Origin of the sequence: Streptomyces sp. NBC_00523 (assembly GCF_036346615.1) — a bacterium.
Classification (GTDB): domain Bacteria; phylum Actinomycetota; class Actinomycetes; order Streptomycetales; family Streptomycetaceae; genus Streptomyces.
Genome location: NZ_CP107836.1, coordinates 3,829,135 through 3,851,208, shown reverse-complemented (window position 1 = coordinate 3,851,208; position 22,074 = coordinate 3,829,135). Strand labels below are relative to the sequence as shown.

Below are 22,074 nucleotides of genomic sequence, written 5' to 3'. Positions count from 1 at the left end.
GAGCGCGGGGTGGGCGTCTCCGGTCAGGCGCGCTTGCAGATGCGGTCGAGGAGGTTGGCGGTGGCCTTCTGGATGCGCGGGTCCACATGGCCGGGGCGGTCCAGGGCCGGGGACCAGGCGAAGGTGCCCGAGGCGAAGACGAGCGCGCCGGACGGGGCCCGGTACAGCGAGGTCTCCTGGTGCCGCATCACGCCCTCGCTGTCCTGGTACGGGGAGTGGGCGAGCAGGATGCGGTTGTCGTGCTCCGGCAGCGTGGTGCGCGGGAAGTAGCGGTCGGCCTCGCCCGCCACCAGGCCCTCGATCTCGTCGCCCTCACCGGCACCCGTCGCGTCCCACAACCAGTGCTCCGCGTTCCGCACCACCAGGGGGTGGGGCTCGGGGACCCGGCCCGCGTACTGGATGCCGAGCAACTGCTGCTCCGGGCGGTCGATCTCACGCCAGAGCGCGGGCTTGCCGGGCCCCCTGCGCTTGCGGCAGGTGAGCAGCCGGTCCGGCACCCCGGACGCCGAAGGTCCCAGGCTGACCTGCCAGTACATGGTGTTGGCGGAGAGGTAGACCAGGGAGGTGCCGTGCTCGCGGGCGCGCTCGGCGGCCCGGCGCATCGGCACCGACCAGTACTCGTCGTGGCCCGGGAAGACCAGGCCCCGGTAGCGGGTGGGGTCGACCCGGCCCGCGTGCAGGTCGCGGGTGTCGGCGTAGGCGAGGTCGTAGCCGTAGCGCTCGGCCCAGCGGATGAAGTCGTACGCGTGTCCGACGTGCAGCGGGAGGCCCGCGCCCGCGTAGGGGCGGTCGAAGGAGACGGTGACCGCCGCGTCCTCCTCCCCGAGGAGCCGGCCCTCCTCGTCCCAGGCGTGATAGAGGCTGGCGCCGGTCCGGCCGTCCTCCGGATAGAGGTTGTACGCCTGCCAGGTGACGTCCGGCAGGACGAGCAGCAGGTCCGCCGGGTGGTTGTCGCGGATCGTGAACGGGATGTGGGAGCGGTAGCCGTCGAGTGTGGTGAGAACGGCGACATACGCCCCGAGCGACCAGTAGCTGGGGATCTGCAGCCGCCAGGACAGCCACCAGTGGTGGCAGGAGACCGTGCGGTCGGCGGTGAGCGGGGCCGGCTGCACGATGCCCGAGAGCCGGGGGCTCGTGGTGATCTTCGAGGCGCCGTCGCCCCCGTAGTGGCCGATCCGGTAGACGTCCACGGAGAACTGCTGCGGCGGGTCCACCGTGATGTGGAAGTCGATCGCCTCACCGGGGGCCGCGGCGCCCGTGGAGGTGAAGCCCTTGATCTGGCGGCGCACATCGTCGGCGGTGCGGGTGCCGCCGCCGGTGGAGCCGCGGGACAGGGTGGGGTCCACGTACCAGGGCACGACCTGGCCGGTGTCGTCGAAGTAGTTCTCGCTGCCGCGCAGCCAGGGGAGCGGCCCCTGGCCGAAAGGGTCGGTCACGGCATGCGCCAGGGCACCCGATTCCCACCGACGGATCTGTTCAGCCCCCATCACGCTCCCCCTCCCTCAGGCCCCCGGATCAACTGTGGTGCGCCGTCAGTCAGCGCCGTTCCCCAGCACATCACATAACGCACGCACTCCGTCACCGTTCGTCGTGAATTGACGTTAACGGAAGCTGTCGCTCCGGTTATGCGGTTGTTCTCGGCCATCCCGTCCGCCCCGGGCCCCGGTCGGCGGGGGCCTGTTTCAGACGAGACGGACGGGCTTGTCGGTGCGTACGCCGACCGAGGCGAGCCAGGACCGCAGCGGTCCGGCGTCACCGTCCTCGATGAGGCTGAGGACGGGGCTGCCGAGGTCCGCGCGGCGCTCGCCGTCGACCAGCAGCGTGGGCCCGTCGAGCCAGTCGAGGCCGGGCGCCGCGCCCGCCGTGTCCACGGCGGCGCAGCAGACCATGGCCGCGACGTGATCGGCGAGCAGCTCGGTGCCGGTACGGGGCGGCTGGAGCGGGAACAGCGGGAGCGGGTCGGGGCCCCAGAGCGCGAGGAGATCGTCCCCGGCGGCGGGGTCGGGGGCGGACAGGGCGCCCGGGGCTGTGGCCTTCGCCCGTCTCTGCGCCTCGTCCTCAGCCTCGGCCTCCTCGCGGGCCACGGCGGCGGTGATCCCGGCCGCCAGCTCCTCGCCACCGGCCTCCCCCGCCTCCAGGTGCTCGACCACGCGGTCCAGCGTGGCCACCCCGCCGACGGCCGCGGCGGGCGGCACGCCCACGGCGTCCAGGACGCGGTGCAGCCGGGCCGCCTCCGAGCGCCACTTCCGGTCGACCACCTCGTCCGGATACTGCTGCCAGTCCACCGGGGACCAGTCGGGGCCGGTCTCGGCGGGCCCGCCGTGGAACAGCCGCGCCGCCAGCAGGGACGCCGCCTCGTCGGCCGCCCCCGGCTCCTCCAGGAGGTCGCAGGCGGGCCGCTCGCCGAGCCGGGAGGCGTACCCCTCGGCCAGCCGGTCGCGGCGGGAGAGCTCGGTGAGCGCGGCGACCACGCCCGCGTCCAGCTGCGAGGGCCAGCGGCCCATCCGCCAGGCGGGCAGCGCGACCCGGGTCAGCAGCCGGTCCCAGCCCGCGTAGGCGAGGCCCACCTGCTCCTGCGCGACGATGCGCAGCCCGTAGTCCACCTCCCGGGCCCGCAAGGACGCGGCGGCCGCGACCCCCCGCTCCATCTCCGCGGCATGACCGCGACAGCTGCGCAGCAGTATCCGGGCGATCCGCCCGACGAAGACGCGCGGCAGCCGCAGGGCCCGGCGCACCGGCCCGCGGGCGGGGACGGCGGCATCGGCGACCGCCCCGTCCAGGCCCCGGACGAAGCGCCGGGCGGCGGCTATGTCGGGCTGGGCGGAGGCGCTGGTGCCCGCCACGACCGGGGCGAGCAGGGCACGCAGCTCGGCGACCCGCATCCACCACAGGAACGGGGAGCCGATGACCAGCACGGGGGCCGCCTCGGTCCGGCGGGCGGAGCCGTCGGACGCCGGATGCGTACGGTCCTCCAGCCAGCTGTCGCAGTCGGGCGTGAGGGCTATGGCCGAGGGCGCGGGTACGTCGAGCCGGTCCGCCAGCTCGCGGACCAGGCGGTAGAGGTCGGGCGCCGCCGCCTCGCTGAGCGGGACGGTCGGGCTGACCGCCGGCTTCGCCCGTACGACCGCGAGCGCGACGGCTCCCGCGATCAGCAGGACCACGACCGCGCAGACGGCCACGGCCCAGCGCGCCGCGTCCCAGCCGCCGCCGTCCGCGAACCCCCGCGCGCCTGCGGCGAACAGCACCACGGCCAGCGCGGCGGGCAGCAGTGCCACAGCTGTCGCCCTGCCGCGGATGCGCAGCAGGACGAGCGCCCGGGCCGTCGCTGCCCGCGCACCCGGCTCCTCACCCGTACCGGTACCGGACACGGCTGGACCTCACCCCCTCTGCCCCCACGGCGGTGTTGCTCACTCCCCCACTGTGGCACCGGCCACTGACATCGCAATGCCGGTGGGCCAAGTGCCGGAACGCTTGCGCCGCACCCTAGTTGGGGGTGCGGCGGGCGTCATCCGGATGGCTCAGCCGTCACTCGATGGAATGGCTTTGGTCAAAGGTGTTGAGGTGCGAGGGGTCAGCGGGGTACGGGCCGGAGCCCACCGCGCGTCCGGTTCAGGCTCCGGCGGCCGCCGCGTCCTCCGCGGCCTTCTTGGCGATGTCCGTACGGAGCTGGGAACCGTCGAGCCGGATCCGCGCCGCAGCCGCATAGGCGCGCTCACGGGCGCCCGCGAGGTCGTCGGCCGTCGCCGTCACGGACAGCACTCGGCCGCCCGCGCTGACGACGGTGTCGCCGTCGCTCTTGGTGCCGGCGTGCAGCACGTACGCGTGCGGGGCGTCCTGCGCCGCGACCTCGTCCAGCCCCTCGATCGGGTCACCCGTGCGCGGGGTGCCCGGGTAGTTGCGCGAGGCGATGACCACGGTGACGGCCGCCTCGTCGCGCCACACCAGGGGCGGCAGCTGGTCCAGGGTGCCGTTGGCGGAGCCGAGCAGCACACCGGCCAGCGGCGTCCGCAGCCGCGCCAGGACGACCTGGGTCTCCGGGTCGCCGAACCGGGCGTTGAACTCGATGACCCGCACACCGCGCGAGGTGATCGCGAGGCCCGCGTACAGCAGCCCCGAGAAGGGCGTACCGCGCCTGCGCATCTCGTCCACGGTCGGCTGGAGCACCGATTCCATGACCTCGTCGACCAGCTTGGGGTCGGCCCACGGCAGCGGGGAGTACGCGCCCATGCCGCCGGTGTTCGGACCCTCGTCGCCGTCGAGGGCGCGCTTGAAGTCCTGGGCGGGCTGGAGCGGCAGCACGGTGGTGCCGTCGGTGATCGCGAAGAGGCTCACCTCGGGGCCGTCGAGGAACTCCTCGATGACCACCCGGTCGCAGGCCAGCGCGTGGGCGCGGGCCACCTCGACGTCCTCGGTCACGACGACGCCCTTGCCCGCGGCGAGACCGTCGTCCTTGACCACGTAGGGCGCGCCGAACGCGTCGAGGGCGCTGTCGATCTCGGCGGGCGTGGTGCACACGTAGCTGCGGGCGGTGGGCACGCCCGCCCCGGCCATGACGTCCTTGGCGAACGCCTTCGAGCCCTCCAGCTGCGCGGCGGCACCGGACGGGCCGAAGCACGGGATGCCCGCGGCGCGCACCGAGTCGGCGACACCGGCGACGAGCGGCGCCTCCGGGCCGACGACCACCAGCCCGGCGCCCAGCTCGGCGGCGAGGCGCGCGACGGCGACGCCGTTGAGGGCGTCGACCGGGTGCAGTTCGGCCACCTCTGCGATGCCGGCGTTGCCGGGGGCGCAGTACAGATCGGTGACGTCGGGGTCGAGGGACAGAGAGCGGCACAGGGCGTGTTCGCGGGCGCCGCCGCCGATGACGAGGACCTTCACGGGGTGCAGCCTAGCCGCCGGGGCGCCGCGCCCTTGACGGACGCCGGTCCGTGGACAGGGGGCGGCCCGCCTACTCGTTGTTGAACTCCTCGACCACCGTGGCCCCCAGCTCGCGGACGATCAGCTCGTGCCCGGAGAGGGCGGAGTCGACCAGGTCGGGGTCGTCGGCCTCCGGGATGTCGTCCTCCGGGGCGACCGGCTTCGGCGCCTCGGGGGCCGCGTAGGAGGCGGGCGGCGGCCCGGCCGAGGAGCCGGAGCCCGGCTGCTGCGGAGCGGGCGCGGGAGCCGGTGCCGGGGCGGGCGCGGGGGCGGCGGGCCGCTCGTACGACTGCGGGGCCGGCGCGGCGGGGCGCGGCGCGGCGGGCGGCGGGCTGTACGGGCGCTGGGCACCGCCGGAGGGGGGCTGCGGGGGCTGTCCGGCGCCACCCGACGGGTCGACGATCGCCTCGATCTTCCACTGGGCGTTGAACTGCTCCGCCAGCGCCTGCCGCAGCACGTCCTCGCTGCCGCTGCTCGTGAAGTTGTCCCGCGCACCCGCGTTGAGGAAGCCGATTTGCAGCGTGCTGCCGTCGAACCCGGTCACCTGGGCGTTCTGGCTGAGAAGGATCCACGTGAAACGTCGGCGGTTCTTCACCGCCTCCAGGATGTCGGGCCACATGTTGCGCACCTGGCCTGCGCCCTGCGCCATGCCCGGAGCGGTCTCGGGCGCGGCGGGGGCTGTGGGGGCGCTCTGTGGGGTCGGGGTCGCAGCCGGGGGCGGGGCGGGGGCCCGGCCGGGTGCGGCGGCGGTGGGCCAGCCACCGGGCCGGCGCCCCTGGTCCGGGGCGGGCGCGGCGGCGGGCCAGGCACCGGGCCGCTGCCCGGCGGCGGGCGCCTCCGCGGGCGGCGGTGCCTGTACGGGGGCGGGGGGCGGGGTCCGGGGCGCCACCGGGGCCGGGGCGGGGGGCTGCGCGTCGCCCCGGACGGCAGCGCGGGCGGAGGCGGGCCCGGCGTCCGGCTGGGGGGCGGGCGGGACCGGTGCGTGGGCGAGGGCCTCGGGGCCGGGCACGTAGCCCATGGCGGGCCCCGGGCCGGTGGTGGCAAAGGAGGCGCCCCGCTCCAGTCGGTCCAGCCGGGCCTGCATGGAGCGCTCGTCGTCGAAGGCGGCGGGCAGCAGGACGCGGGCGCAGATGAGCTCGACCTGGAGGCGTGGCGAGGTGGCGCCACGCATCTCCGTAAGCCCCTCGTTGACCAGGTCTGCGGCGCGGCTCAGCTCGGCGGCGCCGAACACGGACGCCTGGGCCTGCATGCGCTCCACGACGTCGGCGGGGGCGTCGATCAGCCCCTTCTCGCCCGCGTCCGGCACGGCGGCCAGGATCACCAGGTCGCGCAGCCGCTCCAGCAGGTCGGCGACGAACCGGCGCGGATCGTTGCCGCCCTCGATGACCCGGTCCACGACCTCGAAGGCCGCGGCCCCGTCGCCCGCCGCGAAGGCATCCACGATCGAGTCGAGCAGCGAGCCGTCCGTATAGCCGAGCAGTGCCGTCGCCATGGCGTACGTCACACCCTCGTCGCCCGCACCGGCGAGCAGCTGGTCCATGACAGACATCGAGTCACGCACGGACCCGGCCCCGGCGCGCACGACGAGCGGCAGGACGCCGTCGTCCACGTGGCTGTTCTCCCGGCCGCAGACCTCGGCGAGGTAGTCGCGCAAGGTCCCGGGGGGCACGAGGCGGAACGGATAGTGGTGTGTACGCGACCGAATGGTCCCGATGACCTTCTCGGGCTCCGTGGTCGCGAAGATGAACTTCAGGTGCTCCGGCGGCTCCTCCACCACCTTCAGCAGGGCGTTGAACCCCGCCGACGTCACCATGTGCGCCTCGTCGATGATGTAGATCTTGTAACGACTCGACGCCGGTCCGAAGAACGCCTTCTCCCGCAGATCACGGGCATCGTCCACGCCACCGTGCGAAGCGGCGTCGATCTCGATCACATCGATGGACCCCGGCCCGTTGCGCGCCAGGTCCTGGCAGGACTGGCACTCCCCGCAGGGCGTGGGCGTGGGCCCTTGCTCGCAGTTCAGGCAGCGGGCCAGGATGCGCGCACTCGTCGTCTTGCCGCAGCCTCGCGGGCCGCTGAACAGGTACGCGTGATTGACCCGGTTGTTCCGCAGGGCCTGCTGGAGCGGGTCAGTGACATGCTCCTGACCGATGACCTCGGCGAACGACTCGGGGCGGTAGCGGCGGTACAGCGCAAGGGACGACACACCTACGAGGTTATCGGGGCGCACTGACAACCGGCCCCGACCGTGACCCGCACCACCCGGAAACGCAAGGGCCCCCCACGCACCCGCCAGAGCCGACCTACCCTTGCTGCCTTCCGGCCCTGGGGGAGTTCAGTCAGATAGCGCCACGTGAGGGGCTGACGCCCACCTTAGCCGATCCCCACCCCCACAAGTCCACCTCGGCCACCGTCCCGACCCCTCCCCGGGGAACGGGTTCGCGAGCACTCCTCAACGTCTTGTATTGTTTGCCGCGGAGGATTCGCCTAGTGGCCTAGGGCGCACGCTTGGAAAGCGTGTTGGGGGCAACCCCTCACGAGTTCGAATCTCGTATCCTCCGCCATTGCTCTCACCGGGCAATACATCGAAGGCCCCCGCAGTTCGCTGCGGGGGCCTTCGACGCGTTCGGGCTCTGGAGGGTCACCCGTTGCCGACGCGCAGGATGCCGGTGATGGTGCCCTGGTAGATCACGCCGCCGGGGGCGATGGAGCCGACCATCTGGAGGGTGTCGTAGAGGGCGCTCGTGCCGAGGTAGTGGGTGCGGACGGTCTTGCCGGTCGCGGGGTCGATCTCGGCGTAGAAGAACGAGTCGAGGATCGAGGTGGTGTCGGTGAAGGGGAGGGCGGGGGCGCGGACGACCGTGTGGATGAGGCCGTCCGCGGTGGACAGCCGGGGTACGGCCGCCGAGCGGATCTTGGTGTCCCACTTCAGGTCGCAGCCGGATCCGTCCGCGCGTACGTCGACGCGGCTGAGGCCGCCCTCGAAGTCGGCGGAGGCCGGAGTGGACGGGCCCGCGTCGTCGGGGAGCGCGGGATAGGGGTATCCGTAGGTGCTCGCGACGAAGACGGAGTTGCCGGCGCCCACCGGGGAGTTCTCGCTGCCGCTGCCACCGGTCCGGAGAACGGGGACGGAGCACACCTGGGCACCGGTGTCCGTGCGGTAGACGAGCAGGTTCTCGGTGGGGGCGGCGTTGTCCACGACCGTGAGGTAGTCGGTGCCGGTGCGGGGGCCGAAGAACGTCGGGGTGGAGCCGGTGCCCCAGCTGAGCTGGCCGGGCTTGCGCGCGGGCCCTCGGTCGTAGGGTTGCCGCCAGGCGATGCCGGGAACGCCGTCGTCCCCGGCGGTGAGCAGATAGGTGGCCTGCGTGGTCGCGACGGCGGTGCCGGCGGGCGCCGTCGAGATGGAGTTGTCGACGCGCTCCCCGGCGGGGAGCGTCAGGGCGTGGACGGCGCCCGTGCGGTCGTCGGCCGTGCCCACGATGCCGCCGCCGGTGGCGAACCAGACCCGGCCCTGCCAGTCCGGCGAGATGCCGGTGACCGCGTCCCCCTCCGGTACGGCCGACGTCAGCGACAGCGAGTCGGCGACGTACAACTCCCAGCCGCCGGAGGCCGTCCGGCGGTGGGCGATGCGCAGCAGGGTGCGGTCGCCGTCCACCGCGACCAGCCGGTCCTGGTGGTCGAGGTACGCGTAGACCCCGCCGAGCAGCGAGCCCTTGGCGATCTTCAGCTCGGCCAGCGAGTCGCCGGTCGCCGGGTCCAGCAGGTGCACGGTGGGGACCTGGCCGAGGATCGGCGTGCAGAGCGCCACGGGGTATCCGTCGGCGCCGACCAGGACGGTCGGGCAGGCCGACTGCAGGGTGACGCGCCTGGAGGTCAGCGGTCCGGTGCCCGGGCCTGGCAGCGGGGTGGCGTCGGACGAGCCGGTGTCGCCGTGCATGGTCGCGGTGCCCTGGGGCCCCGCGTACGGGTTGTGCGGTGGGAGCGGGTCGAAGACCGTGGCCGCCTGCGCCGGGAAGGCGGACCCCAACGCGAGAAGAGCGGCGGCACCGAGCACGGCGGCGCGCGGGAACAACGGGAGACGCGGCATGGCGATGTCCAATCGGGCGAGTAACACGCGGGCCGGCCGGGAAGGGGCCGGCTTACGGGACCGGGAAAGCGACGCCCTCGGCCGTCCCGCGTCACTACCCGCCCCGGAAATCGGATCGGGTGGGCCCGGCACGAAACAACGTCCGCGCGGTACGGACCGGAAGCGGTCGGCGACGAGGGCACGGCGGCAAGGGCCGCGAGGAAGGGAACGGCTGCCCGGCTGAGGGCGGGCCGGTTACGTCAGCGACACAGCGCGCTGGACTGCCGACAGCAGTCGACGTGGCGACGGATCACCAGCAGGACGGGTGCGTAACCGCTGCCTGCCATATCTGTCATGAACATGGATCGTAGTGTCCAAGTCCCCCTGGGCAAACGCCGTTCCGTATCGCGGACGGTGTACGGAAAACCGGCGTCGATGGGGCTGATCCGCGCTGACAACGGGGCAGCCGGACAGCCCTGTGCCATGATCGGCGGTGTTTCGCAGCGCTTGGCCCTCACGAGGAGATCCGGCTGACGCATGGACTGGCTGGAACGTACCGCGACCCTGCGGCAGTGGACCCGGAGTGGGGTTCGGGCGCCGCACAAGCCGTTGTTGGTGTTGTACGCGCTTGCGCGGTTTCAGCAGGATGCCGCGGGGGAACTGCGGTACAGCTCCGTGGAGGCGGATCTGAAGCGGCTGCTGGACGAGTACGGGCCGGGGCGTGCGACGACGCCCGCGTATCCGTTCCACCATCTCGTGAGCGACGGGGTGTGGGAGGTGCGCACCGATCACGGGGCGGGGAGTCCCGGCACCGGCGTACGGGAGTTGCGGGCGACGGGGGCGACCGGGCGGCTGGTGCCGGAGTTGCGGGACGCGTTGCGGCGGGAGCCGTCGTTGCTCGGGCGGATGGCGCGGGTGCTGCTCGACCTCAACTTCCCGCCCTCCCTGCACGAGGAGCTGTGCGAGGCGGTCGGGCTGGAGCTCCAGCCGGCCGAGATCGCCGAGGCGGGAGCGGCCGCGCGGCGGGGGCGGGATCCGCGGATGCGGGAGAGGGTGCTGACGGCGTACGAGTACCGGTGCGCGTTCTGCGGGTACGACGGGCGCATCGGCGCCGTGCCCGTCGGGCTCGAGGCCGCCCATGTGCGGTGGTGGGCGTTCGACGGGCCGGACGTGGTCGAGAACGGGCTCTGCCTCTGCTCCCTGCACCACAAGCTGTTCGACAAGGGGGTCCTCGGCCTCGGTGCCGACGACCGCATCCTCGTCTCGCAGAGCTTCGTCGGCCACAGCGCGGCGGCCGGCGCGCACGTCATAGCGCTCGCCGGCCGCCCGCTCATCGGGCCGCAGTCCTCCGCCGCCCCGGTCGCCCGGGACCACCGCGACTGGCACGCGCGCGAGGTGTTCCACGGCGAGCCGCGCGCGGCGGCGGTCTGAGGCCCCTTACGCCTCCGGCGTCCCGTCCGCCGCGATCCGGCGGAAGCCGAGGTACGGGGTCAGGGCCTCGGGGAGGACGAGGGAGCCGTCCTCCTGCTGGCACTGCTCGAGGAGGGCGGCCAGGGTGCGGCCGATGGGGAGGCCGGAGCCGTTGAGAGTGGCGACGAGCTTGGGCTTGCCGTTCTCGTCGCGGGTGCGGATATGGGCGCGACGGGCCTGGAACGTACCGAAGTTGGAGACCGAGGAGATCTCGCGGTACGTGTTCTGGCTCGGGATCCAGACCTCGATGTCGTACGTGAGCTGCGCCGAGAAGCCCGTGTCACCGGCGGCGAGCATGACGACGCGGTAGGCGAGGCCGAGCTCCTTCAGGCACGCCTCGGCATGGCCGACCATCTGCTCCAGCTCCGCGTCCGCCTCCGCCGGGTCGACGATGCGGACCATCTCCACCTTGGAGAACTGGTGCTGGCGGATCAGGCCCCGGGTGTCCCGGCCGTACGAACCCGCCTCGGACCGGAAGCACGGGGTCTGCGCGGTCAGGGCGAGGGGAAGCTCGGCGGGCGGGATGATCTCGTCCGCGTACAGGTTGGTCAGCGGGACCTCGGCCGTCGGGATGAGGAACAGCTCGCGGTCGGCCACCCCGGTCTTGAACAGGTCCTCCTCGAACTTCGGGAGCTGTCCGGTGCCGGTCATGGTCTTACGGGTGACCAGATACGGGACCGCGTGCTCCACGTAGCCGTGGCGGCGGGTGTGCAGGTCGAGGAAGAGGGTCGCCAGGGCGCGTTCCAGGGCCGCGCCCGCGCCGCGCGTGACAGCGAAGCGGGGGCCCGAGAGCTTGGTCGCCCGGGCGAAGTCGAGGATGCCCGTCGCCTCGCCGAGGTCGACGTGGTCCTTCGGCTCGAAGGAGAAGACCGGCGGCGTGCCCACGCGCCTGACCTCGACCGCGTCCGCGTCGCTGTCGCCGTCCGGGGACGCGTCGGCCGGGAGGTTCGGAATGCTGAGGAGGAGGTCGTTCAGCTGCTCCTGGACCTGCTCCTGATCCGCGTCGATGTTCCGGATCTCGTCCTTCAGCTCGCGGGCCCGCTCCTTCAGCTTGGTGATGTCACCGCCCTGACGCGCCGTCTGCTGGACCTCGCTCGCCACCCGCTTGGACTCCGCACGCAGCTCGTCCGCCGAGCGGATGTTCTGGTTCCGCCGGGACTGGAGCTCCTCCAGCGCGGGCAGGTCCAGCGCGTAACCGCGACGAGCGAGCCGGCGTACCGCTTCGGCACCCATGTCGATCAGGGCGCGGGCATCATGCATGAGGAAGATCCTTCTGGTCCGGCGAACGGGTCCGTGCGTTGTGGGACCGACGGTAGCAATCAGCGCACCGCGCACGACTCGCAATATCGGCGGGGCCACCTCACCGGCTCCGCGCGGACCGCAATCGGACTTCACGATTCCTTCACGGATAGTCCATACGGGGGATACGGTTCTCCCGTGTGCGGCGAGTTGCGCTGCGTCACGGAACAACCTGCTGCCGTCGCCAGGGCGCGACCCGACGCGGCCGCGCGTCTGGGGGACTGCATGCGTGAGATGACCAAGGGTGCCAACGTCGGGCTTGCGGACCTCAGCGACGATGCCGGCACGGTCATCGCGAGCCTGAGCTGGAGCAGCACCGCCGGGGACGGCGACGCGGACGTGTCCGTGCTCCTGCTGGACGCCGGGGGCAAGGTCCGGGGCGACGCCGACTTCTTCTACTACAACAACCCCTCCGCGGCCGACGGCAGCGTGCAACTGCTGGGCAAGACGCCGACGGACGGCGGCAGCGAGGACCGCATCAGCCTCGACCTGACCGCCGTCCCCGAGGACGTCGAGCGCCTGGTCGTTGCCGCGAGCCGGTACGGCGGCTCCCGCTTCGGCGACCTGGACGACCTGCGGATGACCGTCGCCGACCGGTCCGGCGAGGTGCTGCTCGGGTTCTCGATCGGCGACGCGTCCGTGGAGAGCGCCTTCATCTTCGGCGAGCTGTACCGGCGCGGTACGGAGTGGAAGTACCGGGCCGTCGGCCAGGGTTACGAGACCGGGCTCGCCGGACTCGCCACCGACTTCGGCATCGACGTGGACGACGAGGGCGAGAACGAGTCGGCGGACGAGGCCGCGCACGCGGTTGCGGACCCGGGTGACGGGGAAGACGCCCCGCCCGCCGCCGAGTTCGCCGGTGCCGCCCAGCCGCTCCCCGCCGTTCCCGCGCAGCCCGGCCCGAAAACCTCGGCGGTCGAAGAGCAGCCGGCCGCCCCCGCGCCCAAGCGCCCCCGTGCCCGTACGGCGAAGAAGAAGGTGACCCTGCCCGCCCTCGCCACGAAGTCGCTCGCCGAGAACGACTCCTGGCGGGCCGCACGGCTCTTCCCCGCCTCGAACCTCAAGAGCGACAAGGAGCGCGAGGTCCGGGCGACCTCCGTGCTGCTGTCCGTGATGGCGCAGGTGCCGGAGTTCGGGCGCCGGCTGACCGCCGCCTTCGGGGCCCCCGCCGGGCGCATGCAGACCTTCACCGAGGTCTCCCTCCCGCACGGCGAGACCCCGAAGCGTCCCGACGGGGTGATCCGGGTGGAGCGGGCGGGGAAGCTGTGGACCGCGCTCGTGGAGACGAAGACCAACGGGAACGCGCTGAAGTCGGAGCAGGTCCAGAACTACATGGACATCGCCGCCCGCCGCGGCTACGAGGCGGTGATCACGCTCTCCAACGACGTGGCGCTGGAGGGCAGCCCGCTGGTCGAGGTCAAGACCGACGGACGGCGCAAGCACAAGGTGGCCCTGTGGCACCTCTCGTGGGCGGAGGTGGCGCACCAGGCCCAGATGCTCATCCGGCACGAGGGTGTGGGCAACGCCGCCCACGCGTGGCTCCTTCAGGAGCTGCTGCACTACCTCCAGCACGAGAACTCCGGCTGCCACGGCTTCCAGAACATGGGCCCCTCGTGGGTGCCCGTGCGCAACGGCATCGACGAGGAGACGCTCAGCCAGGGCGACCCGCGCGCCGTGGAGGTCGTGGAGAGCTGGGAACGGCTCATCCGCCAGGTCTGCCTGCGGATCGGCGGCGAGCTGGGGCAGAAGGCCCTGCCCGTCCAGCGCACCCCGCGCGGCACCACCGCCCTCTCCCGGCGCGCCGCGCACGCCGACCGGCTCTGCGAGGAGGGGCGGCTCGCCGCCGAACTGCGGGTGGACGGATCGCCCGGCACCATCACGATCGTCGCCGACCTGCGGACCGGGAAGCTGCGCACCTCGGTGGAGATCCCGGTGCCCGAGGGGGCCTATCCGCTGACGTCGGCCAAGCGCCTGATGCGGCAGCTCGCCGAGGCACCCGCCGATCTGCACGTCGAGACGCTGGTCGAGGGGCAGAACGGCCCGCGCGGCACCCTGGAACGCCTGCGTCCGGAGCCGGGCGACGTGCTTCCCCGCGACGGCAGCCGGATCACCGGGTTCCGGCTCTCGCTCTTCAAGAGCATGGGCGCCACGCGGGGCAACGCCGAGACCGGGTTCATCCGCAGCGTCGACAACGCGGTGGACCGCTTTCACTCGCACGTGATCGCCCACCTCGCGCAGGCCGAGCGCCGCACCCGCCGCACACCCGCCCCGGAGCCGGAAAGTACCCGGGTCCCGGCGCCCGCGGGGGCCTGAGCCGGCCCCCGCTGACCGGCAAACGGCTGCAAACCGCTCGGTCGGCGGTGGTTGTGCTGGCCGTCGCCCCCGGCGCTCGTCATGATGCCGCCCATGACCAAGAGCGACGATGGCCGAGACATCACCCTCCGGATCGCCCAGGAGCCGGCGGCGGACGAGCTTCTCGCACGCAGTCCGCTCGCCGCCCTGGTGGGCATGCTGCTCGACCAGCAGGTGCCGATGGAGTGGGCCTTCGCGGGCCCGCACGCCCTGGCGCAGCGCATGGGCAAGGACGATCTGGACGCCCATGAGATCGCCTCGTACGACCCGGAGGCGTTCACCGGACTGTTCACCGCCAAACCCGCGCTGCACCGCTATCCGGGCTCGATGGCGAAGCGGGTGCAGCAGCTGTGCCAGTTCCTGGTGGCGCAGTACGACGGTGAGGCGGCCGCCGTATGGACCGATGCCGCGACCGGGGCGGAGCTGCGCCGGCGGCTCAACGCCCTGCCCGGGTTCGGTACGCAGAAGGCGCAGATCTTCCTCGCGCTCCTCGGCAAGCAGTTCGGGGTCCGGCCGCCGGGCTGGCGCGAGGCGGCGGGGCCGTACGGGGAGGAGGGCTCGCGCCGGTCCGTCGCGGACATCACCGGGCCCGAGTCGCTGGCCGAGGTGCGCGCGTTCAAGCAGGAGGCCAAGCAGGCGGCGAAGGCCGCGAAAGCCGCGGCGAAGGGCAAGTGAGCCTTCTTGTACGCGGCGTGGTGGCAATCGTGGCTGCGCCCGGTGGCTCCTGACCGGTAGGCTTTCCGTGTGATCTTCAAGCGCATCGGAAATGGGAAGCCTTATCCCGACCACGGCCGGGAAAGCACCCGGCAGTGGGCGGATGTCGCGCCGCGCCCGGTCCGCCTCGACCAGCTCGTGACCACCAAGGGACAGCTGGACCTCGAAACCCTGCTCGCCGAGGACTCCACCTTCTACGGCGACCTCTTCGCGCACGTCGTGAAGTGGCAGGGCGACCTCTACCTGGAGGACGGGCTGCACCGCGCGGTCCGTGCCGCGCTCCAGCAGCGCCAGGTGCTGCACGCCCGCGTGCTCGAACTCGGCTGACGCCTCGGAGCCCGTACGGGGTTCGTTCGGGTGTTTTCCCACCCGGACGGGTGCGATCCATTGATCATTTAGTAGGCATCATCACCGGGTCGCACTACGCTGCGCCCATGAGCATGCTCACTCCCCCCGGCATGGGCGGAAAGTACCGCATCACGGGTGACAAGTACCCCCGCATGCGACGCCCCCGCCGCCGCAGCAAAGTGGTCCTCGCGACCCTCGCCTCCGTGGTCGCCCTCGGGCTGGCCGGATGGGGCACCTTGCAGCTCATCGATGTCTTCACAGGCGGCGACAAGACGGCCAGTGCCGCCGACCGGAACGAGCGCTGCCCGTCCCCGGAGGCGTCGAAACCCGCCAAGGTGCTGCCGCAGCCCGCGAAGATCACGGTCAACGTCTACAACGCGACCACGCGCGGCGGTCTCGCCAAGGCGGCCGCCGACGAGCTGAAGAAGCGCGGGTTCAAGATCGGCGAGGTGGGGAACGCGCCCGCCGCGTACGACAAGAAGGTGCCGGGTACGGGCATCCTGCTCGGCGCCCCGGCCGCCAACGACGGCACGTTCCCGGTGCTGGGCGCCCAGCTGCCCGGGGCCACGACGAAGACCGACGCCCGCAAGAACGGGGCGGTCGATCTGATCATCGGCAAGAAGTTCACCGCGTTCAGCAAGCCGCAGACGGCCGCCGCCGCGCTGTCCGCGCTGACGAAGCCCGCCCCGGCGCCCTCCTCCTGCTGAGGACGGCGCCGGGCGGGGGCGTTCGCGCAGGAGTGCCTAGTCGACGGTGCCGTACATGCGGTCGCCCGCGTCACCGAGGCCCGGCACGATGTAGCCGTTCTCGTTGAGCCGCTCGTCGACCGAGGCGGTGACCACGGTGACCGGCGTCCCGGCGAGCTCGCGCTCCATGACCTCGACGCCCTCCGGGGCGGCGAGGAGCACGACCGCGGTGACGTCGTCCGCGCCGCGCCTGATCAGCTCCTGGATGGCCGCGACGAGCGTGCCTCCCGTGGCCAGCATCGGGTCCAGGACGTAGACCTGGCGGCCCGAGAGGTCGTCGGGCATCCGGCTCGCGTACGTGGACGCCTTCAGCGTCTCCTCGTCGCGGATCATGCCCAGGAAGCCCACCTCGGCGGTCGGCAGCAGCCGGACCATGCCGTCCAGCATGCCGAGACCGGCCCGCAGGATCGGGACGACCAGGGGGCGGGGGTACGACAGCTTCACTCCGGTGGTGGGTGTCACCGGGGTCTCGATGTCGACCTGTTCGGTGCGCACATCGCGGGTGGCCTCGTACGCGAGCAGGGTCACCAGCTCGTCGGCGAGGCGCCGGAAGGTCGGGGAGTCGGTGCGCTTGTCGCGCAGGGTGGTGAGTTTGTGCGCGACCAGCGGGTGGTCGACGACGTGGATCCGCATGACTCCCAGCGTAGCCGCGCCTCCCGCACCCGTGCGCTGGCATCATCCACACGTTCGGGGGGAAGGTGGTGGCATACGGACCCAGCGACGCAGCCAGCTTGGGGGTGAAGAGCCGATGGCCGACGGGGCACAGAGCGCCGAGGACCCCAGGAACGCGCGGACTCCCCGGAGCACACCTGACACCCCCGACGCACCGGACTCCCCCGACACGGCCGAGACCGACGCACAGCGCCGCCGTCGGCGCGCCCAGTTCCTCCGCGAGCTCCACGAGGCGAAGGCGCTGCGCGACCGGGTGCAGCCGCGGCGGGTCAAAGCCGCCCGAATGCGCCAGGCCATGCGGATGCGTACGTTCCGCTGGTAGCCCCCCGGCCTGCGGAAAAGCCGCTGGTGACGGTGGTGGAGAGAACTGATGGCCGACTCAACCGCCGAACTGCTCTCGCGAAGCGCCGGTTTCTGTCACGATGCCGAATGGGCGGGACGCAGGGCAGCCGGAGCACCGACTGTTCCCCGCCCGGACCGGCCCTTGGCCCCGAGACCAGTGGGAGAGTCACGGTGTACTTCGCCGCACTGCTCGCGCGCACCGAAGACGGGTGGGAAGCGAGCGACACGGAGCTCGACGATGTGGAGACCCTGTCCGACCTGACGGATCTGGCCCGTGACGCCTCGGTTGACGAGGACACGGTGCTCGTATTCATCGAGCAGGAGGACGCCTGGTTCGGCGTCGTCCGGGTGGACGGTGAGGAGGACCCCCGGATCTACGTCTCGGACGCCTCCGCCGCCGCCCGCTCCTCGTACGGGGAGATCCTGCTCACCGACGAACTGCTCGGCCGCGAACCAGGCGCCGAGGACACGATCGCCGCCCTGGAGGAGCTCGTCGGCCTCGACGGCACCGAGGACGGCGAGCCCGAGACCACCGCCACCAACGACAATGACGAGGACGACGAGGGGCCCTCCGCGGGCGTCGTCCCGGCCGGCCCGATCGGCGACTCCGGGGTCCTGTCCGACCTCGGGCTCCCCGAGGCCGAGCTGCTGATGCTGCGGACGGACGCCCTGGCGGAGATCGCGGACGCGCTGGGGGCGGCCGAGGTGCTGGAAACCGTCCGCTAGGGTCTTTCCTTTGGATCAGGCCGGATCAGGGAGCGGGCTGTGGTGCCGTGCATCGCAAGGCGGAGGATTGAGGCAACGCGGAGCGTTGGTGATTGACGACAACGCCGCGAGGCGCGGTGCCACAGCCCGCGAGCCCGGCATGATCCAAAGGAAAGGCCCTAGGGTCCGCGGGTGACCGATGCACCCCACCCGGACCTGCCCGATCCCGTACGGGACCCGTGGCGGGCGGTGATGCGCCGCGCCCTGGCCGAGGCCGACCGTGCGGCGGCGACCGGTGACGTACCGGTCGGCGCCGTCGTCCTCGGCCCGGACGGCGCGCCGCTGGCCACCGGGCACAACGAGCGCGAGGCGACCGGCGACCCGACCGCGCACGCCGAGGTCCTGGCGCTGCGCCGGGCCGCCGCCGCGCTCGGTGAGTGGCGCCTGTCCGGCTGCACCCTGGTGGTCACCCTGGAGCCCTGCACGATGTGCGCGGGCGCCCTGGTGCAGGCCCGGGTGGACCGGGTGGTCTACGGCGCCCGGGACGAGAAGGCCGGTGCCGCCGGCTCGCTCTGGGACGTCGTACGCGACCGCCGCCTCAACCACCGCCCCGAGGTGGTCGCCGGGGTCCTGGAAGCCGAGTGCGCGGCCCCGCTGACGGCCTTCTTCCGGGACCGCTGACCTGGCCGGGCCGGGGTGCGCGGCGTGGTCCCGTAACGGATTTCGGCGTACGGCCAACATGGTCTAAGCTCTCTCTCGGTAGCGTGTCCGAGCGGCCGAAGGAGCTCGCCTCGAAAGCGAGTGTGGGGAAACTCACCGAGGGTTCAAATCCCTCCGCTACCGCCAGCGAGAACCGCCCCCGAACCGTGTGAACGGATCGAGGGCGGTTTTGCGTGTGCCCGCGCCGGGTCAGTCGGCGGTTACGGCACGGCGGCCATGCCGCGCTCGGCCACCGCGCTCGCCAGGCCCTGCCATGTGCCGATCGGAAAGAGGTTCGTGCCGGGCAGCACGGCCGCCTCGAACCCGGCGGCCGTTTCGGCGGCCCAGCCCGCCATGTCGGTGTCGTCGTCTTGCGCACGGAAAGCAACCACGGGTATGGGAAGTGCCTCGCGCCGTACGTGCCGGTAGCCGGCGACCACGCCGAAGTCCGCCGCCACGGCCGGGCGCAGCATCTCGAACAGCACCGGATCGTCAAGAACCTCTTCCGGCACCATGCCCACGCCCCGCAGCTCCGCCCGGATGTCCGTGCCCGGTGGGTCGGCGGCGACGCGCCCGGGGGCTGCCGAGCTGACGAACAGCGCGGCCGGCAGCCGCTCACCGCGGCGGCGCAGTGCGTGGGCCAGCTCGTAGGCGACTACGGCTCCCATGCAGTGTCCGAAGAACACAAAGTCGGTCCTCGCCTCGAAGTCGTCGGCGAGGGCGTGCACGAGGGGCTCCATGGCGCTGTAGGAATGCTCGCGGAGCCGGTCCTCCCGGCCGGGCAGACGAGCCGCCATCAGGTCGACCTCGTCGGGCAGCCAGGACCGCCACTGGCGGAACTGACCCGCGCCCGCACCCGCCCATCCAAAACAGGCCACGGTCACCGCTCCGTGCTCAGCGCCTCCCGGCCAGTGCACGAAACTTCCCTTGGTCAGGAAACGCACAGGGTTGATCCCTCCAGGACTCGGAGCGCCGCGTAGTCGACCTTGCCGTTGGCGCTCAACGGCAGTGCCTCGACCCAGTGCGTCTCGTCGGGCAGCATGTAGGCGGGCAGCCGGTGCCCGATCGCTCTGCGGAGCGCCTGCCCGTCGATCGGTTCGCCTGTGTGGAAGGCGTACAGCCGTCGGTCCCGGACCAGCACCGCAGCATCGGCAACGGCCGGCACGGTACGCAGGGCTCCCTCGATCTCGCCGAGTTCAACGCGGTAGCCGCGCAGCTTCACCTGACGGTCCAGCCTGCCCAGATGTATCAGGCCGGAGTCGGCGCGCCGTATCCGGTCGCCGGTGCGGTACCAGTGCTCTTCGGTGAGCGGGCCCGGTCCTTCGTACAGCTCCGCCCGGACGCCGTCGAAGGTGAGAAAGCGGCCCTCGTTGTGCGTGGCGTCCAGGTATCCGGGGAACCGCTGTGGTCCTCGGACACATAGTTCGCCTTCATCGGCGGGCCGGCCGTCCTCGTCGAGCAGCACATGTTCCAGGGCCGGGTACACCGAACCGATCGGCACCGTCCCGTTGCGTGTTCGACGCCATTGCGTCGGCGACCGCGGCAGACGGTACTCGGTGCAGCTCACGGTCAGTTCGGTCGGCCCATACACGTTCTCGATGACGCTGTCGGGCGCGGCCTCCGCCCACGCCCTCGCCTGCTCGTGGGTGAAGGGCTCCCCGATGAACACGCTGTACCGCAAGGACGGCATGGCACCGGGCTCCAGCGCGCGAACCCGCTGGGCGAACGACACCGCCGAGGGCACCGAGTACCAGTGCGTGATCTCCTCGCGCGCCACATAGAGCGTCGGCGTCAGCAGATCACGGGCGGTCGGAACGACCAGGGTCGCGCCGGACGTCCAGGTGGCGAACAGGTCGAACACGGAAGGATCGAAGGTGAGGTCGAATGTCTGCGACAGCCGGCAGCCAGGCCCGAGTTCGTACCGGTCACCGATGTGATCGAGGTAGGAAGCGACGCTCCTGTGGCTCACCGGCACCCCCTTTGGTTTGCCGGTCGAACCGGACGTGAACAGCACGTACGCGAACTCGTCCGGCTCAGCGGTGGCCCCCTGGAAGTCCTCTGCACCGTCCTCCGGGGCGACGAGCACCGGCTTCCCCGCTGCGTGCAGCACCTCGGTGAGCGCTTCGCCCTCCGCGTCCACCAAAACCACGTCCACCTCGCCCTCGACCGCGATGGTGACGTTTCGGGCGGCGGGGAACACGGGGTTCATCGGCACGACGGTCGCCCCGAGCCGCAGGATCGCCAGATAGCCCGCGTATGCGGTGATGGAGCGTGAGGCGCACAGCCCCACACGCAGCACCCGGCCGTGCCTCTCCCGGATCGAGCAGGCGATCGCACCCGCGAGGCGCCACAGGGCGCGGTACGTCAGGCGCCTGCCCCCGGCCTCCAGCGCGACGTGTTCCGGAAAAGTCCCGGCGATCCGCTCGACACGGTGCACCGCGCTCTCGAACTCAGTCATGCGGACCCTCCCCGTTCGATCGCCGAGAGCATCGTGGTGACCCAGTGGCCGTTGGACACGTCGTCGGCGGCGAACAGCGCCGCAACTGCCGAGACGGCCCCGGACACGATCTTGTCCAGGCCCTCGGCCGAGTCGGCCGCGAGGAGAAGTCGGCAGGTCAGCCCCTCGATGGCCGCCCTCGGGTCACCCTGCCGTGCGATCTCGTCCACAGAGACGACACCGGGGATCCCCACCAGTTCAGCTGTCCGCACGTCCGAACGGACCAGGCCCGTCCGGACGGGGAAAGGCACGTACAGCGTGCACCGGTAGCCCTCTCCCGGCCCGGCCGCCACCTCGGGAGCCCTGCCGAGCGCCACCGTGAGCGCGCACGCCGCCAGGTCCGGGCCGCCAAGCTGCCTCACCAGCCGGTGCACTTCACCGCCCAGCCGGCCGTTTACCTCGATGACCTCGACGTCCTGCGGCGTCACCCGCAACTCGGTGTGCGTCAACCGGTCGCGGACGCCGAGTGCGGCCAGCGCCCGGTCCGTGGCAGCGAGTACACGGGCCCGGTCCGCGGCCTGCAGTCGAGACGGGTAGACGTCGCCCGTCTCCGTGATGCCCTGGCAGATGTGGAGCGGCAACTTGTCGACAACCGCGACGTGGTGGCGCGCGTCGGCGACTGACACGGTGTCCACGGAAACATAGTCCGCTAGCCACGGCACCCCGGACGGATGCGATCCGTTCGGGATGAATCTCTCATAGGTCAGCCGCGCCCACTGCTCCCGGGAGGCGTATTCGGCGTCCACATCGTCCTGTTCGCGCAGCAGACCGATGCCCGCGCCGGCCACGCCCCGGCGGGGCTTCAGCAGGCCGGGCAACCCCAGTGTGGCGACCGCCGCGCGTAGATCGCCCGGGGCGTCGACCGCCCCGGCGACCGAGCCGAACGCCTTGCGTTGCACCAGCTTGTCCCAGGGCCTCTCGGCCGAAGCGGCCCCAGGCAGCCCGAGCCCCGCCAACAGCAGGTCGCAGGTGTCCAATTCGCTGTCCAGGAAAGTCGTGCATCCCCGCAGCCCCAGCGTGCGAGCGGACGCGACCGGGTCGGCCGGGTCGAGCATGGCGGTCTCCATGAGGCTGCCCGCCGCCGCGACAAGCCGCGGATGCCTGTGCGCCGTGTCGGCGCGGAAGAGCAGCACGGGGGTGCACCAGCCCGTGGCGGCACGCAGAAGGTCTCTGCTCGTGGCGGATGCCTGAGGCCCGTGCAGCACGCCCACCCTTGGCAGCGCCCCGTCCGTCTCCCTCTCCGGGTA

The 22,074-nt window shown here is 72.3% G+C and carries 18 protein-coding genes, 2 tRNA genes and 1 other RNA gene; 10 read left to right on the top strand and 11 right to left on the bottom strand.

Translation table 11 applies throughout. The features are described from left to right. Positions 1 to 23: 23 nt before the first annotated feature. The 5 genes from OHS17_RS17380 to ffs all read right to left on the bottom strand — a co-directional run bounded on the left by OHS17_RS17380 (position 24) and on the right by ffs (position 7,282). Positions 24 to 1,487, bottom strand: a complete 1,464-nt coding sequence (locus tag OHS17_RS17380; RefSeq protein ID WP_018101745.1) for a N,N-dimethylformamidase beta subunit family domain-containing protein — start codon at positions 1,485 to 1,487, stop codon at positions 24 to 26. 195 nt (positions 1,488 to 1,682) lie between these two features. Next, complete coding sequence (locus OHS17_RS17375; protein WP_330312910.1) at positions 1,683 to 3,368, bottom strand: hypothetical protein; 1,686 nt, start codon at positions 3,366 to 3,368, stop codon at positions 1,683 to 1,685. 241 nt (positions 3,369 to 3,609) lie between these two features. Then, positions 3,610 to 4,878: a phosphoribosylamine--glycine ligase gene (gene purD, locus OHS17_RS17370; RefSeq protein ID WP_330312909.1), complete on the bottom strand. Its 1,269-nt coding sequence runs from the start codon at positions 4,876 to 4,878 to the stop codon at positions 3,610 to 3,612. A 70-nt stretch (positions 4,879 to 4,948) separates the two neighbouring features. Next, a complete protein-coding gene (locus OHS17_RS17365; protein ID WP_330312908.1) occupies positions 4,949 to 7,123 on the bottom strand; it encodes a DNA polymerase III subunit gamma and tau in 2,175 nt (724 codons plus the stop codon). Between the two features lie 64 nt (positions 7,124 to 7,187). Beyond that, positions 7,188 to 7,282: signal recognition particle sRNA small type (gene ffs / locus OHS17_RS17360), an RNA gene on the bottom strand. A gap of 111 nt (positions 7,283 to 7,393) precedes the next feature. Between ffs and OHS17_RS17355 the strand changes: the two genes are divergently transcribed. Beyond that, a tRNA-Ser gene (locus OHS17_RS17355) sits at positions 7,394 to 7,481 on the top strand. A 77-nt stretch (positions 7,482 to 7,558) separates the two neighbouring features. On the opposite strand, the gene OHS17_RS17350 is transcribed toward OHS17_RS17355, so the two are convergent. Continuing rightward, positions 7,559 to 9,004, bottom strand: coding sequence for a hypothetical protein (locus OHS17_RS17350; protein ID WP_330312907.1), 1,446 nt, complete (start codon positions 9,002 to 9,004; stop codon positions 7,559 to 7,561). Between the two features lie 516 nt (positions 9,005 to 9,520). Between OHS17_RS17350 and OHS17_RS17345 the strand changes: the two genes are divergently transcribed. Beyond that, a complete protein-coding gene (locus tag OHS17_RS17345) occupies positions 9,521 to 10,414 on the top strand; it encodes a phosphorothioated DNA-binding restriction endonuclease (protein ID WP_330312906.1) in 894 nt (297 codons plus the stop codon). 6 nt (positions 10,415 to 10,420) lie between these two features. Here the strand turns inward: OHS17_RS17345 and serS are convergent, their stop codons facing one another. After that, a complete protein-coding gene (gene serS, locus OHS17_RS17340) occupies positions 10,421 to 11,713 on the bottom strand; it encodes a serine--tRNA ligase (protein WP_330312905.1) in 1,293 nt (430 codons plus the stop codon). Positions 11,714 to 11,977: 264 nt separating this feature from the next. Here serS and OHS17_RS17335 point away from each other — a divergent pair, with 264 nt between their 5' ends. The 4 genes from OHS17_RS17335 (at position 11,978) to OHS17_RS17320 (ending at position 15,873) form a co-directional block, all read left to right on the top strand. Next, positions 11,978 to 14,065, top strand: coding sequence for a TerD family protein (locus tag OHS17_RS17335; RefSeq protein WP_330312904.1), 2,088 nt, complete (start codon positions 11,978 to 11,980; stop codon positions 14,063 to 14,065). A 93-nt stretch (positions 14,066 to 14,158) separates the two neighbouring features. Beyond that, on the top strand, positions 14,159 to 14,779 hold the full coding sequence (locus OHS17_RS17330; protein ID WP_330312903.1) for an HhH-GPD-type base excision DNA repair protein: 621 nt from the start codon (positions 14,159 to 14,161) through the stop codon (positions 14,777 to 14,779). A 69-nt stretch (positions 14,780 to 14,848) separates the two neighbouring features. Beyond that, positions 14,849 to 15,145: a type II toxin-antitoxin system VapB family antitoxin gene (locus tag OHS17_RS17325; protein ID WP_018101777.1), complete on the top strand. Its 297-nt coding sequence runs from the start codon at positions 14,849 to 14,851 to the stop codon at positions 15,143 to 15,145. A gap of 131 nt (positions 15,146 to 15,276) precedes the next feature. After that, positions 15,277 to 15,873 carry a LytR C-terminal domain-containing protein gene (locus OHS17_RS17320; protein ID WP_330315280.1) on the top strand — a complete coding sequence of 199 codons (597 nt, stop codon included), beginning with the start codon at positions 15,277 to 15,279 and terminating at the stop codon, positions 15,871 to 15,873. A 36-nt stretch (positions 15,874 to 15,909) separates the two neighbouring features. Here the strand turns inward: OHS17_RS17320 and upp are convergent, their stop codons facing one another. Then, on the bottom strand, positions 15,910 to 16,545 hold the full coding sequence (gene upp / locus OHS17_RS17315) for a uracil phosphoribosyltransferase (RefSeq protein ID WP_018101779.1): 636 nt from the start codon (positions 16,543 to 16,545) through the stop codon (positions 15,910 to 15,912). Positions 16,546 to 16,660: 115 nt separating this feature from the next. On the opposite strand from upp, the gene OHS17_RS17310 reads away from it, so the two are divergent. From OHS17_RS17310 to OHS17_RS17295, 4 genes are all read left to right on the top strand, one after another. Beyond that, positions 16,661 to 16,906 carry a hypothetical protein gene (locus OHS17_RS17310; protein ID WP_330312902.1) on the top strand — a complete coding sequence of 82 codons (246 nt, stop codon included), beginning with the start codon at positions 16,661 to 16,663 and terminating at the stop codon, positions 16,904 to 16,906. Positions 16,907 to 17,097: 191 nt separating this feature from the next. Further along, positions 17,098 to 17,652 (top strand): tRNA adenosine deaminase-associated protein, encoded by a 555-nt coding sequence (locus tag OHS17_RS17305; protein ID WP_330312901.1) that lies wholly within the window; start codon positions 17,098 to 17,100, stop codon positions 17,650 to 17,652. 171 nt (positions 17,653 to 17,823) lie between these two features. Then, a complete protein-coding gene (gene tadA, locus OHS17_RS17300) occupies positions 17,824 to 18,312 on the top strand; it encodes a tRNA adenosine(34) deaminase TadA (RefSeq protein ID WP_443066137.1) in 489 nt (162 codons plus the stop codon). Between the two features lie 77 nt (positions 18,313 to 18,389). Beyond that, positions 18,390 to 18,477 (top strand) — tRNA-Ser (locus OHS17_RS17295). A gap of 74 nt (positions 18,478 to 18,551) precedes the next feature. Here OHS17_RS17295 and OHS17_RS17290 read toward each other — a convergent pair. Genes OHS17_RS17290 through OHS17_RS17280 form a run of 3 tightly spaced genes read right to left on the bottom strand, consistent with a single transcriptional unit; the run spans position 18,552 to position 21,960 of the window. Next, positions 18,552 to 19,208, bottom strand: a complete 657-nt coding sequence (locus OHS17_RS17290) for a thioesterase II family protein (RefSeq protein WP_330312900.1) — start codon at positions 19,206 to 19,208, stop codon at positions 18,552 to 18,554. Positions 19,209 to 19,261: 53 nt separating this feature from the next. Then, entirely contained in the window at positions 19,262 to 20,788 is a 1,527-nt protein-coding gene (locus tag OHS17_RS17285) for an AMP-binding protein (protein WP_330312899.1), read from the bottom strand. Then, the gene (locus OHS17_RS17280) at positions 20,785 to 21,960 is read right to left on the bottom strand and encodes an ATP-grasp domain-containing protein (protein WP_330312898.1); all 1,176 of its coding nucleotides are present in this window, start codon (positions 21,958 to 21,960) and stop codon (positions 20,785 to 20,787) included. Before OHS17_RS17280 ends, OHS17_RS17285 begins: the two co-directional genes overlap by 4 nt. Between the last annotated feature and the right edge of the window lie 114 nt (positions 21,961 to 22,074).

Excerpts from the sequence above, each read along its gene's own strand:
- upp (WP_018101779.1), bottom strand. The coding sequence starts at position 16,545 with ATGCGGATCCACGTCGTCGACCACCCGCTGGTCGCGCACAAACTCACC.
- OHS17_RS17285 (WP_330312899.1), bottom strand. The coding sequence starts at position 20,788 with ATGACTGAGTTCGAGAGCGCGGTGCACCGTGTCGAGCGGATCGCCGGG.
- OHS17_RS17345 (WP_330312906.1), top strand. The coding sequence starts at position 9,521 with ATGGACTGGCTGGAACGTACCGCGACCCTGCGGCAGTGGACCCGGAGT.
- OHS17_RS17330 (WP_330312903.1), top strand. The coding sequence starts at position 14,159 with ATGACCAAGAGCGACGATGGCCGAGACATCACCCTCCGGATCGCCCAG.
- OHS17_RS17380 (WP_018101745.1), bottom strand. The coding sequence starts at position 1,487 with ATGGGGGCTGAACAGATCCGTCGGTGGGAATCGGGTGCCCTGGCGCAT.
- serS (WP_330312905.1), bottom strand. The coding sequence starts at position 11,713 with ATGCATGATGCCCGCGCCCTGATCGACATGGGTGCCGAAGCGGTACGC.
- OHS17_RS17320 (WP_330315280.1), top strand. The coding sequence starts at position 15,277 with ATGGGCGGAAAGTACCGCATCACGGGTGACAAGTACCCCCGCATGCGA.
- OHS17_RS17350 (WP_330312907.1), bottom strand. The coding sequence starts at position 9,004 with ATGCCGCGTCTCCCGTTGTTCCCGCGCGCCGCCGTGCTCGGTGCCGCC.
- OHS17_RS17310 (WP_330312902.1), top strand. The coding sequence starts at position 16,661 with ATGGCCGACGGGGCACAGAGCGCCGAGGACCCCAGGAACGCGCGGACT.
- OHS17_RS17335 (WP_330312904.1), top strand. The coding sequence starts at position 11,978 with ATGCGTGAGATGACCAAGGGTGCCAACGTCGGGCTTGCGGACCTCAGC.